The following is a 14,673-nucleotide window of genomic DNA, read 5'->3' on the forward strand; positions in this document are numbered from 1 at the left end:
GCTGTCCATGACGCCCGTTGCCCCTCTACTGCTTTCCGTCGTAAGCCCAGTGTATCGGGCCGACGTGCTGGTGGCCGAACTGGTGCAACGGCTGGTACAGGTGCTGGAGTCCCTTGCGGTCGATTTTGAAATTATTCTAGTCGACGACCGCAGTCCCGACGAATCCTGGCAGCGGATTCAAACCGAAATAGCCCGCGACCCGCGGGTGCACGGCCTGCGTCTGAGTCGCAACTTTGGCCAACACGCGGCCATCACGGCTGGGCTCGACCGCAGCCGGGGCGAGTGGGTAGTGGTGATGGATTGCGACCTGCAGGACCTTCCCGAGGAAATACCGGCCCTGCTGGCCCTCGCCCGCCAAGGCTACGACCTGGTGCTGGCCCAGCGCACCAACCGCCAAGATTCCTGGAGCAAAAAAATGCTCTCGCGTACCTTCTACCGCATCCTTACTTACCTCACCGAAACCCCGCAAGACCCCACGGTGGCCAACTTCGGCATCTACCACCGCAAGGTGATTGCCGCCGTGCTGGCCATGCGCGAAAGTATCCAATATTTCCCTACTATGGTACGCTGGGTGGGGTTTCGGCGCGCCTACCTTCCCGTTCAGCACGCCAGTCGCGCTGCCGGCCGCAGCAGCTACAGCCTTAGTCGCCGCCTAAGCCAAGCCCTGGAAGTTATCATGGTTAATACCGATAAACCCTTGCGTCTCCTCGTGAAGTCAGGGATGCTGCTTTCAGGCGGGGCACTCCTGTGCGCGGGTGTACTATTGGCTCGCTGCTGGGTAGGGAAAGTATATCGTCCGGGTTATGCCAGCCTTATTATTTCCAGTTGGTTTCTAGCCGGGATGCTGATGGCAGCACTCGGACTGGTGGGCCTATACTTGGGTAAAACGTTCGAGCAAGTAAAAAACCGCCCCCTCTATATTGTCGACGAATAAACGCGCTGACCTAGGCCAATAGCAACCATGACGACAATGCCGGGAGTAACCCTGTTTCTGATGACCGAAAAAGGTTACCGCGTGCTTCAGCACATCGTAACTCACCTCGATTTTTCGGCGGTGGTGCTGGTAGTGAGCACACCGGACCCCCATTTGGTAAATGATTTCTTCGTCGATATCAAGAACTTATGCGCTGAGTTCGGTATTCCGTTCCAGAGCCGCACCGCGCCCCGTGCTGCGCCCACGGCCTACTCGCTGGCAGTGTCGTGGCGGTGGCTTATCTCCGATGCAAGTACGCTCATTGTGCTGCACGATAGTCTGTTACCGCGTTACCGAGGCTTTGCACCTCTGGTCAATAGCCTGATTAATGGTGAGTCTGCTATTGGTGTGACCGCCTTATACGGTGGAACCGAATACGATGAAGGGCCTATACTGGGGCAGGCAGCCCGTTCTGTGCACTACCCCATGCGTATCGCTGATGCGATTCAGCTGGCGGTGGAGTGCTACTTAGAGTTGGTAACGCAACTATGGGAAGGGCTGCGGACGGGCAAATTGCCTCCCGGTCAGCGTCAGCTTGAGGCTGACGCCACCTACAGTCTATGGCGCGACGAGCAGGATTACCGGATTGACTGGCAGACCGATAGCGCCGCCATTAGCCGCTTCGTCGATGCGCTGGGCTGGCCGTACCAAGGAGCCAGCACTTTGCTCAACGGCCAGTTGCTCCGGGTGCTGGCCGCTACCCCCGAAGCCGACGTACACATTGAAAACCGGACACCAGGCAAGGTCATTTTCGTGCGCGATGGACAGCCGGTGGTGGTGTGCGGCACGGGCCTGATTCGCCTCACGGCGTTGCGCACTCACGACGGAAACGAGGCCCTACCGCTGTCTCAGTTTCGTTCGCGCTTCGAATAGGGGGCGCGCTGGCCGTACCTTTGCAGGCTCTCCGGCGGCTTATTCCTCTTCCATTCCCTCTAATAGCTTGTGTTAGGAAAGCCCGCGTCACGTTTGTGAGGCCGACCAACACCGCTCCCGTTTGAGGTGCCGGACTCTTATCCGACGTATTATCCATTGTATGCGCATTTTATTTCTTGTGCCCTATCCACCCGGTCGGGCACCGTCTCAACGCTTCCGCTTCGAGCAATACCTGGATGCGCTGACGGCCGCTGGGCATACCTACCACTTGGCCCCGTTCATTTCCGTCGCTACCTGGAACATTTTGTATCAACCGGGCCGGGCCGGAGCCAAGGCATTAGGTATTTTGGGCGGGTTTGCCCGTCGGCTCGGGCTGATGTTTCGCGTGCCCAATTACGATTTTGTCTTCATCCACCGCGAGGCCGCACCCGTGGGGCCGCCCATATTTGAATGGATTATTAGCAAATTGTTGCGCAAAAGGGTAATATACGATTTTGACGATGCCATTTGGCTGGCCAATACTTCCGAAGCCAACAAAATTGCTGCTGGTGTGAAGTGGCATCATAAGGTGGCCGATATCTGCCGCTGGGCCTACAAAAACAGCTGTGGCAACGGCTATCTGGCTGATTATGCTCTCCAGTTCAACCCCCGTGCTGTGGTCAACCCCACCACTATCGACACCGTTCACCTTCACAACCAAGTGCGCGACCAGGCTGCGCCCGGCCGCCTCGTTATTGGCTGGACCGGCACGCACTCCACCCTCAAGTACCTCGACCAAGTGGTACCGGTGCTGGCCAAGTTGGAAGCCGAGGGATTGGACTTTGAATTTCGCGTTATTTCCAACCAGCCGCCGGCCTTCCCGTTAAGCTCGTTGGTGTACCTCCCTTGGCGGAAAGATACCGAAATAGCTGACCTGTTGGGGTTCCATGTGGGGCTGATGCCGCTGGAAGATGACCCATGGGCCAAAGGTAAATGCGCTTTCAAGGCCCTGCAATACATGGCTTTGGGTGTACCCGCGCTAGTATCACCCGTCGGGATGAACACCGAAGTGGTACAGCACGGCTATAATGGTTTTGTGTGCGCCAACCCCGCCGAATGGGAAGCCAGCCTGCGCCAACTTCTGGCCAATGCCAGCTTGCGGCAACACCTTGGCGCTGCCGCCCGTGCTACCATTGAGCAGCGCTATTCGGTGCGGGCCAATACCCCCAACTTCCTGAATTTATTTAGCTAAACCGGTCGAGATTAGGCTTGCGCCAAGCGCGGCACACCCGCTATGCGACGTTGCCCTGCCCGGGCGGTCGCTTGCGGCACCGTGATGCTCTGCAGAATGTACAAGCCGCTGAGATAAAATGGCATCAGCGGAATCTTGTAGCGCACCAGCGTGCCAAAATTGCCGCTGGAAATACCCACGGAAATAGCGAAAATCAGGCTGAATACAAAGCAGAGTGTGAGTACGGGCACGCTGCCTATTGCGCCAATGGTCTTGAAGAAGCCTACGCGCCAGAAGATGCGTATCGTGAGCAGTAGAAAGTACGTGGCTTCGAGGGCCGATAGCAGCATGGTTGGGTTGCGGGCTTCCCACAGGAAGGGGCGGAACAGCGCCACAATAATGGCCTGAGGCGCGAGCTTAGCCATGCCCCCAAGAGTACCGTCCTGGGCACCGATGTTGTAGCCGGAACCCTGTTCTGTTTTACTAACGCGTTGGAGATAGTCAGCGGTGACTTTGCTTTGTTCACCTATCTTATCCAGATTAAAACGCTCATCGGCAGCGGCCAGTTGCGACATTGCAAAAACGGCTACCACTGCTCCCACGCCTAAGAACAACGGCTTGGCCACCCAGCGCACCGCTGCGCTTTTGATGTTGCGCGTGTTCTCATTGAATACCCACAATAGAGCTGGCGGCATAAAAGCGAGAAGAATATAAGTCTTCATCGACAGAATAACTGCGCCCATAAGTAGGCCTACTAACAAGCAGCGCAGGATATTCTTACGCTCAATGGCCCCCCGGTAAAAGCAGTAGAAAAGCCAGCCTAATGCCCCCAGGCATAGAGAGTCTTTCAGCAGCCCCGACCCCCAGAAAAAAACAGAAGGCAGAAAAAATACGGAAATGGCTAATTCCTTGTACACCTGCGGCCGAATTTTGGCAAACGTCATGTACATCATCCACATACCGCTGAAAGTTATTGCTGCAAACAGTACAGCGATAACCGTATAAGTATCAAAGCTTAATAAGGCTAATACAGCTGCTACCCGAATCACGAAGTACTCATTACTACCGTGACCAAACCAGTATAGCTGGCCGGTATATTTAGCAATAGCCGGAGTTATATCGCCAGAACTGGTAACCAGTTCTAAGCCAGCCGCAAAGGAGTCGCCGAAGGCGTGATAGACAACGCTGGCCTGCTTGTAGTAATTATTAGTATCTCCGCCGTATAGGGTGTGGTACAGAATGCCGAGCGCAATGGCACCTACTACTTTGACAGTCAGAGCAGGAATAAAATACTTTTTGGTGTACACGTTCGTCACCGAACCGCGCAGCCCGTAGGCTATGCCATAAATAAGCGCCAAGTAAAACGGGGTAATATATAAATCCTTTAGCTCCATAATTCGCTGGCTAGGCTTTGCCGTTCTTTTTCAGCCACGCCTTTGCCTCTTTGTATTGTTCCGATTTGTGGTCGGCTTTGTCGGCCACTACTGCATAATAGCGCTTGGCTGCTGCCAGGTCCTTTTCTTTCACCGCAAGGCGGGCCAGGTTGGCATTGGCAAACAAATAAAATCCGCCGGAAGTGTCGCCCGTGCTTTCGGCAAATACGATGCACCGCTGGTAGTAGTCCTTGGCTTTGGCAATGTCGCGGTAGCGGTTCTGCATCAGGTAGCCCAGGAAATAGCTGGCATAGCGCCCGCTGATGCCCTCATAGCCCGGCATGCCTTTGTTAATCTTATCCAGGATTTCACGGCTCACCCGCTCGCAGTCTGTGAACTCGCCCTGGTCGTAAGCCAGCAAGGCATAAAACCGCTGAAAGTAACCGTTATCCGGAAACTTATTGGCTAGGTATTTGGCCACGGGCATGGCTTCTTCGGCATTATTTTCCTCGTTTTTGAGGATGCCCATAAGAAATACCCGCGCCTCGGTGGCCGTATAAAAACCGTTGGTAGCCACGCTCCGCAATTGCTCCAGTCCCAGCTTCTTGTCGCCCTTCGGGAAGAATAGCAGCACGGGTTTGAGCAGCGGGTAATTATCCGGAATCCAAACGGCGTAATAGTTGAACAGAGCCTGGCCGAACTGGAATTCCGGGCTCAATCCATTCGCTTCCTGGCTCTTTTTTAGGTAGTTGAGCGAGCGTCGGGCCCCCACAGTGGCCTTGCGCCAGTCGTGCCGTTCGGCGTGCAGGCGGGCATCGAAGCCGTAGGCGGCCGAGAGAAAGAAACTGGCTTCGTAGTTGTGATTATCCGCGTCGTAGAGCGCCTGGGCCTTGGTGATGGCCGTGTCCATGTAGGCGAAAAAGGGCTTGTCGTACTGCGTGCTCTGGAAGTTGGTGGGACGAATTTTCCACCAGGTGCTCAGCCCCAGCATAAAATACGCCATGGGATGGTTCGGGTAGCGGCGGCGCAGCGAGCGGAATTGCTTTTCGGCCTTGTCGAACTTGAAGTTGTAAATATTATAGACAGCCCCATCCAGCTCCATCTGGATGTCCTTGTCCATCAACAGCCAGCCTTTGGTATCGATGGCCGAGGGCAATACGCCCACCGAGTCGAGGGCCACCGTCTTCATCGGGGGCGGGGTGCGGATTGTATCGGGCGTTTGGGCCCTGCCCAGGAATGGCAGCATGAGCAACCCCAAGCAGACACAAAACAGCGAACGCAGCATAGAATGAGAGTAGATAGCAGCCCCAAACCCTTGTTCTTCCGGCACGAATTGGGAAGAGCAGGGAACGGGCCTGCTAAAGTACGGAGTTTGCCCTAGCTTTGGCCGTACTTCCTCTCGCTTATGCACCTGCTCCACTCGCTTTGCCGCCTGCCGGCCCCCGCCGGCAATGAAGCCGCGCTCACCCAATTTGTACTCAATTACGTTCGGCAACAGCAACATACTTGGCAGCACCAGCCCCAGATTATCGCCGATGAGCGGTTTCAGGACTGCATTCTGCTGGTCTTCGGGCAGCCGCGCACGGCCGTTTTTGCCCACCTCGATAGCATCGGCTTCACGGTGCGCTACGGCCGGCAGCTGGTCCGGATTGGCGGCCCGCAGGCCGAAGCGGGGTATCGCTTGGTAGGAAAGGATTCGCAAGGAGAAGTAGACTGTACGTTAACCGTTGACGAGGAAACGGGTGAACTGGGCTACGCGTTCCACCGCGATATTGACCGGGGCACCGAACTGACGTTCTACTGCGACTTCCGCGAAACGGCCACCACCGTGCAAAGCTGCTACCTCGACAACCGCCTCGGCGTGTGGAATGCCCTGCGCCTGTGCGAAACCCTGGAGCATGGCATCATCGCCTTCTCGTGCTGGGAAGAGCACGGCGGCGGCTCGGTGGCCTACCTGGCCCACTACATCTACGAAACCTACGGTGTGCGCCAAGCCCTGATTTCGGACATCACCTGGGTGACTGAGGGCGTGCACGCCGGCCAGGGCTGCGCCATCTCGCTGCGTGATTCGCTCATTCCGCGCCGGGCTTATGTCGACCGCATCCGGGCCATCGCGGCCGATTCGGGCATTCCGCACCAGCTAGAGGTAGAGGGCAGCGGCGGCTCCGATGCCAAGGAACTGCAGCACGCCGCCGCGCCTTGGGACTGGTGCTTCGTGGGCGCGCCCGAAGACTATGTGCATACTCCTAATGAGCTGGTAGTCAAGAAAGATATTGAGAGCATGCTGGCGCTATACCAGGTTTTGCTGCGCGAACTATAGGAGCACGGCTGTACCTTTACCCTATATGTCTCTAATAGCACCTGCGTCCCCTTCATTAAAAGACAAACCCGTCGTTCCTCGGTTGCTTAGCTATCAGGAACTGGATATTCTCCACGCGTTGCGGGGATTTTGTGCCTTCTACGTCGTCGTTTTTCACGCCAAGTTTCTGTTGTGGTCGGGTGGTACTGAGTACCTGCGGGCCTTTCCCCGGGCGGGCTGGAGTCCGCTGCAGTACATTGCCTTTATCGGCGATATGCTCAGCTCGGCAGGCTACGAAATGGTGATTTTCTTTTTTGTGCTTTCGGGGTTTTTCATCCGGTATGCGCAGCTCAAGAAGCACCGCCCGGCTTTCCGGTTCTACCTCAACCGCATTGTGCGCATTTACCCGCCTTATCTGGCCTCGCTGGCGCTGGGAGGCCTGGTGCTAGCTTACGTGGCCTCATCGCATCCGGCGCTGATGACCAACTCCATCGGCCGCGAGCTCAATGCGGGGCTGCTCGGAGCGTGGCACGAGCTGCACCCGCTTACGCTGCAGGCCGTGGGCCGCGCCATCCTATTTCTGAAGCCCGGCGAACACTACTTCGGCTACAATGGTGTGTATTGGTCGTTGTTGCCCGAGGCACTTTTTTACCTGGCAGTGCCCCTGGCTTTCTGGCGTATTCGATACTACTACGCGCTATCGGCGGCCTTCTATGCGTTCGGCGTGGTGGCCAGTGTGCTGCATCTGGATACCGGCTTTTTTGGTGATTTCCTGTTCCTTTTCAACGGCTATTTTGCTTTGGGCGTAGGTCTTTATGATGTAGTCGTAACGCATTCTAACTGGCTGCCGTCCTTCCGGCAGGTTTCTGGTTTCTGGCTGGCGCTGGGCATCGGCGCGCTGTTGCTGCTGCTCATTGCCATGGCCGCGTTGCACCTGCGGCTGTTGTCGGGGCCAGTGGCTTCTGTGTTGGCCGTGCTCAGTGTGTCGGCGTTACTGGCAGGGCGCGTCAGCCGGCAAAACATACTGGTGCGGGTATTCCATGAAGTCGGCATTTTCAGCTTTTCGCTCTATCTGTATCACTTCCCGCTGCTCATCCTGGGCTATGTTGGCATTGTCGCTCTTACGGGCGAATTAGTGAGCTACACCCGCTACTATTGGGTAATGCTGCCGCTGATAACGGCCGGTTGTTTCGCCCTCTATTACATCACAGAGCGGGCCGCAGTGCGTTTTTTTCGAGGCACTTGATTATGAAGTGGATGGGAAAGTAGTTTTCGCAGCAATTTCCGCTATTTTGCGAGCCGAAAACCGCTTAACTCACTTTTCCCACCCATTTCATTTTTATGACCCCATACCTCTACGCCGTGCCTGCCTTGGGCATTTTTGCCTTGCTCTACACCTGGCTGCGTGCCGGTTGGGTAACCAGACAAGATGCTGGTGATGCGCGCATGACCACCATTGCGGGCTATATTGCCGATGGTGCCATCGCCTTCCTCAAGGCCGAGTACAAGGTGTTGGCCCTGTTCGGGCTCATTGCGGGGGCATTTCTTTTCTACCTGGGCACTACGAGCGGCAACTCCAGCCCCGTCATCGTCATCGCGTTTTTGATTGGGGCCGTGTTTTCGGCGCTGGCGGGCTTCATCGGGATGAAAATCGCCACCAAAGCCAACGTGCGCACCGCCCAGGCTGCCAAAACCAGCCTCAGCACCGCGCTCAACGTGTCGTTCTCGGGTGGCTCGGTGATGGGCATGGGCGTGGCCGGCCTGGCCGTGCTGGGCTTGGGTTCGTTGTTTATTGTCTTCTATAAAATGTTCGTTCCCAGTGGCCTCACCAATGGTACGGAAATGGAAAAAGCCCTCGAAGTTCTAACGGGCTTCTCGCTCGGGGCCGAAAGCATTGCGCTGTTTGCCCGTGTGGGCGGCGGCATTTATACCAAAGCGGCCGACGTAGGGGCCGACCTCGTGGGCAAAGTCGAAGCCGGCATTCCCGAAGACGACCCCCGCAACCCCGCCACCATCGCCGACAACGTGGGCGACAACGTGGGCGATGTGGCCGGCATGGGCGCCGACTTGTTCGGCTCCTACGTAGCCACCATCCTGGCCACCATGGTGCTGGGCCGCGAAGTAACCGTGACCAACGACCAGTTTGGCGGGCTCTCGCCCATCTTCCTGCCGATGGCCATTGCGGGCATGGGCATTCTGGCCTCGCTCATTGGCATTCTGTGTGTGCGGGTGAAGGAAGGTGGGAATGTGCAAGGCGCACTCAATACCGGCAATTATATTTCGGTTTTAGTATCGGCAGCTGGAGCATATGGATTGATTATGTGGATTTTGCCGGCTGGTACTTTCACCATTCGCGGCATTAGCTTCGATGCCATGCACGTCTTTTACGCCGTGGTAGTGGGCCTGATTGTGGGCACGCTGATGAGCATCATCACCGAGTATTACACCGCCATGGGCAAGCGCCCGGTGATGAGCATCGTGCAGCAAAGCAGCACTGGCCACGCCACCACCGTCATCGGCGGCCTGGCTGTGGGCATGGAATCGACGGTACTGCCCATTCTGGTGCTGGCGGCCGGCATCGTACTTAGTTTCAAGGCGGCCGGCCTCTACGGGGTGGCCATTGCCGCCGCGGGCATGATGGCCACCACCGCCATGCAACTGGCCATCGACGCCTTCGGTCCCATCGCCGACAACGCCGGCGGCATCGCCGAAATGAGCGAGTTGCCCAAGGAAGTACGTGAGCGCACCGACATACTGGATGCTGTGGGCAATACCACCGCCGCTACCGGCAAAGGCTTCGCCATCGCCTCGGCTGCCCTCACGTCGCTGGCTCTATTTGCCGCCTTCATGGGCACGGCCCACATCGACACCATCGACATCTCGAATGCCGAAGTGCTGGCCGGCCTGTTTGTGGGTGCTATGATTCCGTTCATCTTCTCGGCGCTGGCCATTGCGGCGGTGGGCCGCGCGGCCATGGCCATGGTGCAGGAGGTGCGTCGACAATTCCGCGAAATCCCGGGCATTATGGAAGGCACCGGTCGTCCCGAGTACGAGAAGTGTGTAGCTATTTCGACCACCGCCGCCATCCGGGAGATGATTCTGCCGGGTGCCATTGCGCTACTTACGCCTATTATCATCGGGTTTTTGTTCGGTCCGAAAGTATTGGGCGGCCTGCTGGCCGGCGTCACCGTGAGCGGCGTGCTCATGGCCATGTTCCAGAGCAACGCCGGTGGGGCTTGGGACAACGCCAAAAAGTCTTTCGAGAAAGGCGTGATGGTGAACGGCGTGATGCAGTACAAAGGCTCCGACGCGCATAAAGCTTCGGTGACGGGCGACACCGTCGGCGACCCTTTCAAAGACACTTCCGGCCCGAGCATGAACATCCTCATCAAACTGATGAGCATCGTGTCGCTGGTCATCGCGCCCCACATTGCTGAGAAAGGCGGCGAACGCGGCATGGCCCCCGTGCAGCTGGAGAAGGAGCGCATCGAAGCCACCATGCAGCCCCACGTTCGCTACGCCGAAGCCTTTGCACCAGCCGTATTTCGCGTGATTTACACGGTGCTGCACGAGGTGCGGTAGGGGAGGGCTGACTTAGGCACCTATCCCCAGGGGAATTCAACGTATTGGTTATTAAAGGATGAAAAGCCGCGACAATTGTCGCGGCTTTTTTCATGTTTTCTGTTGTGTCTTCCGCCTATTGATGGAACCCGTTTACCTGCTTGGTGGGAAGCAAGACAGGGAAGGCATGAATGTCGCGGCCGATTCCGTGAGTAGCTTTGTACCCTCATTACACCCTCCCCGCGCCGCATGGGCCATCCCCACATTACCATCCACAACAAGGAATTTCGGCCGTATCTGTCGGCTGCTCAGCTGGATGAAGTAGTGGCCGCCCTGGCTACCCGCCTCAGCGCCGACTATGCCGGGCAGAAGCCGCTGTTTGTCGTTGTGCTTACCGGCGGGTTCATGTTTGCCGCCGATTTGTTGAAGCGCTTCGTGGGCGAATGCGAAATTGTCTTCATCCGGGTGGCCTCCTACGATGGCACCGGCAGCACCGGCGTGGTGCAGGAAATTCTGGGCTTGCGCGAAGAAGTGCAGGACCGCCACCTCATCATCGTGGAGGACATCGTGGACACAGGTACCACCATGCACCACCTCATGCCCACGCTACTGGAAAAAGGCCCGGCTTCGGTCGAGATTGCTGCGCTGTTTTTCAAGCCCGCCAGCCTGAAGCACGAGCTCACGGTGCGCTACGTAGCCAAGGAAATCCCCAATGACTTCGTGGTCGGATACGGCCTTGACTACGACGGCCTGGGCCGCAATCTGCCCGATGTGTACGTCGCCGTATAGCAACGTTTCTGGTCACGATTGAGTAACTTGCCCAAACCCACCAAAATCACCTCCCTCGCGCAACGCGTCTTCTACATGTTGAATATCGTGCTGTTCGGCCCCCCCGGCGCCGGCAAAGGAACCCAGAGCCAGAAGCTCATCACCAAGTATAACCTCGTGCACCTAAGCACCGGCGACCTGCTGCGCGCCCAGATTGCCCAAGGCACCGAGCTGGGCCTCACCGCCAAAAAGCTGATGGACGAAGGCCTGCTTGTGCCCGATGCCGTGGTTATCGGGATGATTGGCAGCGCCCTGAAGGATAACCCCCAGGCCGGCGGTTTTATTTTTGATGGTTTCCCCCGCACCGTGGCCCAGGCCGAAAGCCTCGACCAGCTCATGGCTGCGCATAACACGCACATTGGCTGCATGATTGCGCTGGAAGTGCAGGAGGAAGAACTGGTGAAGCGCTTGTTGGAGCGCGGCAAAACCAGCAACCGCCCCGATGACCAGGACGAAACCAAAATCCGACGCCGCGTTACGGTGTACAACACCGAAACTGCCCAGGTGGCCGGCTACTACGCCGCCCAGAATAAATTTCACGCCCTCAACGGCATTGGCCCGATTGACGACATCTTTGGCCAAATCTGTGGCCTGATTGACCAGCACCAGGCCGCCAAGCCCGAAGCACCGGCCGAGGCGACCAACGAAGTAAAAGCGTAACTTTACGTTTCAATACGACTGTCATCCTGAGCGTAGCGAAGGACCTTATCACGCTTGCACGGTTTAGCGTTACTGCAAATCGTCCGGTCGTGCTAAGGTCCTTCGCTACGCTCAGGATGACCGTTTTTTTACCTTAATACCCCAATCCCCGTGGCCTCCAATAACTTCATCGACTACGTCAAACTCATCTGCCGCTCGGGCAAGGGCGGTGCCGGCTCGCACCACTTTTTCCGGGCCAAGGGCCTGCCCAACGGCGGTCCCGATGGCGGCGACGGCGGCCGCGGCGGCCACATCATCCTCGAAGGCAACTCGCAGCTCTGGACGCTGCTGCACCTGCAGTACCAGAAGCACGTGTTTGCCAAAGACGGCGAGGGTGGGGGCGAAAACCTGCGCAGCGGCGCGCAGGGCGAAGACATTGTGCTGCAAGTGCCCCTCGGTACCGTGGCCCGCGACGCCGCAACTGGCGAGCAGATGCTCGAAATCACGGAGCACGGGCAGCGGCTCATCCTCGTGCCCGGCGGGCGCGGCGGCTGGGGCAACGACCATTTCAAGAATTCCATCAACCAGGCCCCGCAGTACGCGCAGCCCGGCGAGCCAGCCATTGAGGCCATCATTATCCTGGAGCTTAAGCTGTTGGCCGACGTGGGCCTCGTGGGCTTCCCCAACGCGGGCAAGAGCACGCTGCTCTCGGTGGTGAGTGCGGCCAAGCCCAAGATTGCCGACTACGCCTTTACCACCCTGGTGCCCAACCTAGGTGTGGTAGCCTACCGCGACTACAAATCCTTCGTGATGGCCGATATTCCCGGCATCATCGAGGGCGCGGCCGAGGGCAAGGGTCTGGGCACCCGCTTCCTGCGCCACATCGAGCGCAACTCCATGCTGCTCTTTATGATAAGCTGCGACTCGCCCGATATCAACGCCGAATACGACGTGCTGGTGGGCGAGTTGGAGCAGTTCAACCCCGAACTGCTGGAAAAAAAGCGCCTGCTGGCCATCACCAAGTCCGACATGATTGACGAGGAACTGGAGGCCGAAATCCGCGCCACGCTCCCGGCCGACGTGCCCTCCATCTTCATCTCCAGCCTCACCAATAAGAATATTGTGCCGCTGAAGGACATGATTTGGAAGGCGCTGGAAGAAACTCGTCGCGACGCTGCGCCAGTAAAACGCCAAGGCCTTGGCGAAGAGGAGGGTGGTGAGGAGTGGCCTTCCTAGCGGATTCGATATAACGGATGCTCCCGGGTGAGGGTCATTTCATTCTCGATTTCAGATTTGCAAATGGGACAAATCAGCAGATGAGAAAAATGATTTAGGAGGCGTGCATGAGTAGTTAATCGTCGTTTAGCTGTCCATAAGTGTTGTTATAAATTTCTTGGAGTAGTTGTCCTTCAAAGGACCAATAAGGGTTTGGAGCAACGCTATAATCAATATTCAAAACTTTACGAGTAGCTGCTGTTAAAGACATTTCTTCTCCATTTAGCTGAACTCTTTTCGAGTCTATTACAACTACTATCGCTGCATTGACTTTGCAAACAAGCTCTGAATGTGGCGGTATCTGCATCTCGGTGAAGTTGAGAGGAGGGCGCTTTTTCTTGAGTTGTGTGCCTGCATCAACTTCTGATTGAGCGATGTTGCTAGTAGTTAATTGACTTTCAATCTCGTTCGTCGCATCTTGAACATGAAGCAACTTTAAGATTGCAATTGCTTGACTAGACTCTATCGTAAAAAACTCGCGTTTAGGATTCACTCGATGAGGGGCGAACGCAAGATGCAGTGCTTTTTCAACTTCTTCTGAGTTAGGGACTTTGCAAACAAATTCCAAGTTAAATGGAACTGGAACACCGGTTGTATAAAGTTGGTCAATCCTAGTTTTTGCGTCATCATGACTTGTACGCCCAATCTTTACCATTCCTGGCATTGCTGGATTCGTTAGAACATAGACAACACTCAATTGAGGAGCCATTTGGGCAAAATGATTTAATGATTGAGCTATCAATTGTTGGCCTAAGGGATTCATACAGATTATTGACTGTTATGGAAGTGTAATGACGAAGTTAGTGCCAATGCCACTATGGCAGCCCGCGCCCCTTTGGCCCACTCCTTGCGCCCGCCACCTGACTAACCGGCTAACCCCGTGAAAAACCCCTTTCGACGAATATTTCCGCAAATGGCTAACGAAAATAACCTGCCGCAGGACGACAACCTGACCGCCGACCCCAACCACGTAGCTGGCGAAATGGCCGATGCCGACGGTGAAACCACCGACACTGCCGCCGCCGCAGAAGCCTCCGCTTCGGCCGCGCCGAAAGCCGAGGGCTCCCGCACCGATGCCGAACTGGCCGACCTTAAAGACAAATACCTGCGCCTGGCTGCCGAGTTTGAGAACTACAAGCGCCGCACCACCAAGGAGCGCATCGAGCTATTCAAAACCGCCAATCAGGAACTGATGACGGCCCTGCTGCCCGTGCTCGATGACGTAGAGCGCGCTCGCACCGCCACTGCCACCACCACCGATGCCACCGCCGTGCGCGATGCCCTCGACATTGTGCAGAACAAGCTGAACAAAACGCTCCAGCAAAAGGGTTTGACGTTGATGGAAGCCAAGGGTGGCGACTTCGATGCCGAGCTGCACGAGGCCATCACCCAGATTCCCGCGCCCAGCGACGACCTGAAAGGGAAAATCGTGGACGTGGTGGAGCAGGGCTATTATTTGGGTGACAAGGTTATTCGCCACGCCAAAGTGGTGCTTGGGCAGTAATTTTAGGGTTTGATTGGAGGCTGAAAGAATAAAAACGTCTGTCATCCTGAGCGGAGCGAAGGACCTTATCGCGGCTGAGCAAGTCGTTGGTGCGTGATAAGGTCCTTCGCTCCGCTCAGGATGACAGGCGATTCATAC

13 protein-coding genes are annotated in these 14,673 nt (G+C 56.6%); 10 read left to right on the forward strand and 3 right to left on the reverse strand.

Going from position 1 to position 14,673, the window contains the following annotated elements; translation table 11 throughout:
- Window positions 1-7: 7 nt before the first annotated feature.
- The 3 genes from ACYVM5_RS12590 to ACYVM5_RS12600 all read left to right on the forward strand — a co-directional run bounded on the left by ACYVM5_RS12590 (window position 8) and on the right by ACYVM5_RS12600 (window position 3,077).
- Window positions 8-934, forward strand: coding sequence for a glycosyltransferase family 2 protein (locus ACYVM5_RS12590; RefSeq protein WP_460618463.1), 927 nt, complete (start codon window positions 8-10; stop codon window positions 932-934).
- Window positions 935-994: 60 nt separating this feature from the next.
- The gene (locus ACYVM5_RS12595) at window positions 995-1,846 is read left to right on the forward strand and encodes a methionyl-tRNA formyltransferase (protein WP_460618464.1); all 852 of its coding nucleotides are present in this window, start codon (window positions 995-997) and stop codon (window positions 1,844-1,846) included.
- Window positions 1,847-2,006: 160 nt separating this feature from the next.
- Window positions 2,007-3,077, forward strand: a complete 1,071-nt coding sequence (locus ACYVM5_RS12600; RefSeq protein WP_460618465.1) for a glycosyltransferase family 4 protein — start codon at window positions 2,007-2,009, stop codon at window positions 3,075-3,077.
- An 11-nt stretch (window positions 3,078-3,088) separates the two neighbouring features.
- Here the strand turns inward: ACYVM5_RS12600 and ACYVM5_RS12605 are convergent, their stop codons facing one another.
- Window positions 3,089-4,450, reverse strand: coding sequence for a hypothetical protein (locus ACYVM5_RS12605; protein WP_460618466.1), 1,362 nt, complete (start codon window positions 4,448-4,450; stop codon window positions 3,089-3,091).
- A gap of 10 nt (window positions 4,451-4,460) precedes the next feature.
- Complete coding sequence (locus ACYVM5_RS12610) at window positions 4,461-5,675, reverse strand: tol-pal system protein YbgF (protein WP_460618467.1); 1,215 nt, start codon at window positions 5,673-5,675, stop codon at window positions 4,461-4,463.
- A 159-nt stretch (window positions 5,676-5,834) separates the two neighbouring features.
- Here ACYVM5_RS12610 and ACYVM5_RS12615 point away from each other — a divergent pair, with 159 nt between their 5' ends.
- The 6 genes from ACYVM5_RS12615 (at window position 5,835) to obgE (ending at window position 12,992) form a co-directional block, all read left to right on the forward strand.
- Window positions 5,835-6,749 carry a M20/M25/M40 family metallo-hydrolase gene (locus tag ACYVM5_RS12615; RefSeq protein WP_460618468.1) on the forward strand — a complete coding sequence of 305 codons (915 nt, stop codon included), beginning with the start codon at window positions 5,835-5,837 and terminating at the stop codon, window positions 6,747-6,749.
- A gap of 82 nt (window positions 6,750-6,831) precedes the next feature.
- The gene (locus ACYVM5_RS12620) at window positions 6,832-7,974 is read left to right on the forward strand and encodes an acyltransferase family protein (RefSeq protein WP_460618469.1); all 1,143 of its coding nucleotides are present in this window, start codon (window positions 6,832-6,834) and stop codon (window positions 7,972-7,974) included.
- A gap of 95 nt (window positions 7,975-8,069) precedes the next feature.
- The gene (locus ACYVM5_RS12625) at window positions 8,070-10,310 is read left to right on the forward strand and encodes a proton/sodium-translocating pyrophosphatase (protein WP_460618470.1); all 2,241 of its coding nucleotides are present in this window, start codon (window positions 8,070-8,072) and stop codon (window positions 10,308-10,310) included.
- A gap of 228 nt (window positions 10,311-10,538) precedes the next feature.
- Complete coding sequence (locus ACYVM5_RS12630; RefSeq protein WP_460618471.1) at window positions 10,539-11,078, forward strand: phosphoribosyltransferase; 540 nt, start codon at window positions 10,539-10,541, stop codon at window positions 11,076-11,078.
- 75 nt (window positions 11,079-11,153) lie between these two features.
- Entirely contained in the window at window positions 11,154-11,777 is a 624-nt protein-coding gene (locus ACYVM5_RS12635; protein ID WP_460620185.1) for an adenylate kinase, read from the forward strand.
- 150 nt (window positions 11,778-11,927) lie between these two features.
- The gene (gene obgE, locus ACYVM5_RS12640; RefSeq protein ID WP_460618472.1) at window positions 11,928-12,992 is read left to right on the forward strand and encodes an Obg family GTPase; all 1,065 of its coding nucleotides are present in this window, start codon (window positions 11,928-11,930) and stop codon (window positions 12,990-12,992) included.
- A 115-nt stretch (window positions 12,993-13,107) separates the two neighbouring features.
- Here the strand turns inward: obgE and ACYVM5_RS12645 are convergent, their stop codons facing one another.
- The gene (locus tag ACYVM5_RS12645) at window positions 13,108-13,794 is read right to left on the reverse strand and encodes a GIY-YIG nuclease family protein (RefSeq protein ID WP_460618473.1); all 687 of its coding nucleotides are present in this window, start codon (window positions 13,792-13,794) and stop codon (window positions 13,108-13,110) included.
- Window positions 13,795-13,944: 150 nt separating this feature from the next.
- On the opposite strand from ACYVM5_RS12645, the gene ACYVM5_RS12650 reads away from it, so the two are divergent.
- A complete protein-coding gene (locus ACYVM5_RS12650; protein WP_460618474.1) occupies window positions 13,945-14,535 on the forward strand; it encodes a nucleotide exchange factor GrpE in 591 nt (196 codons plus the stop codon).
- Window positions 14,536-14,673: the final 138 nt, after the last annotated feature.

Source organism: Hymenobacter ruber, assembly GCF_054783255.1.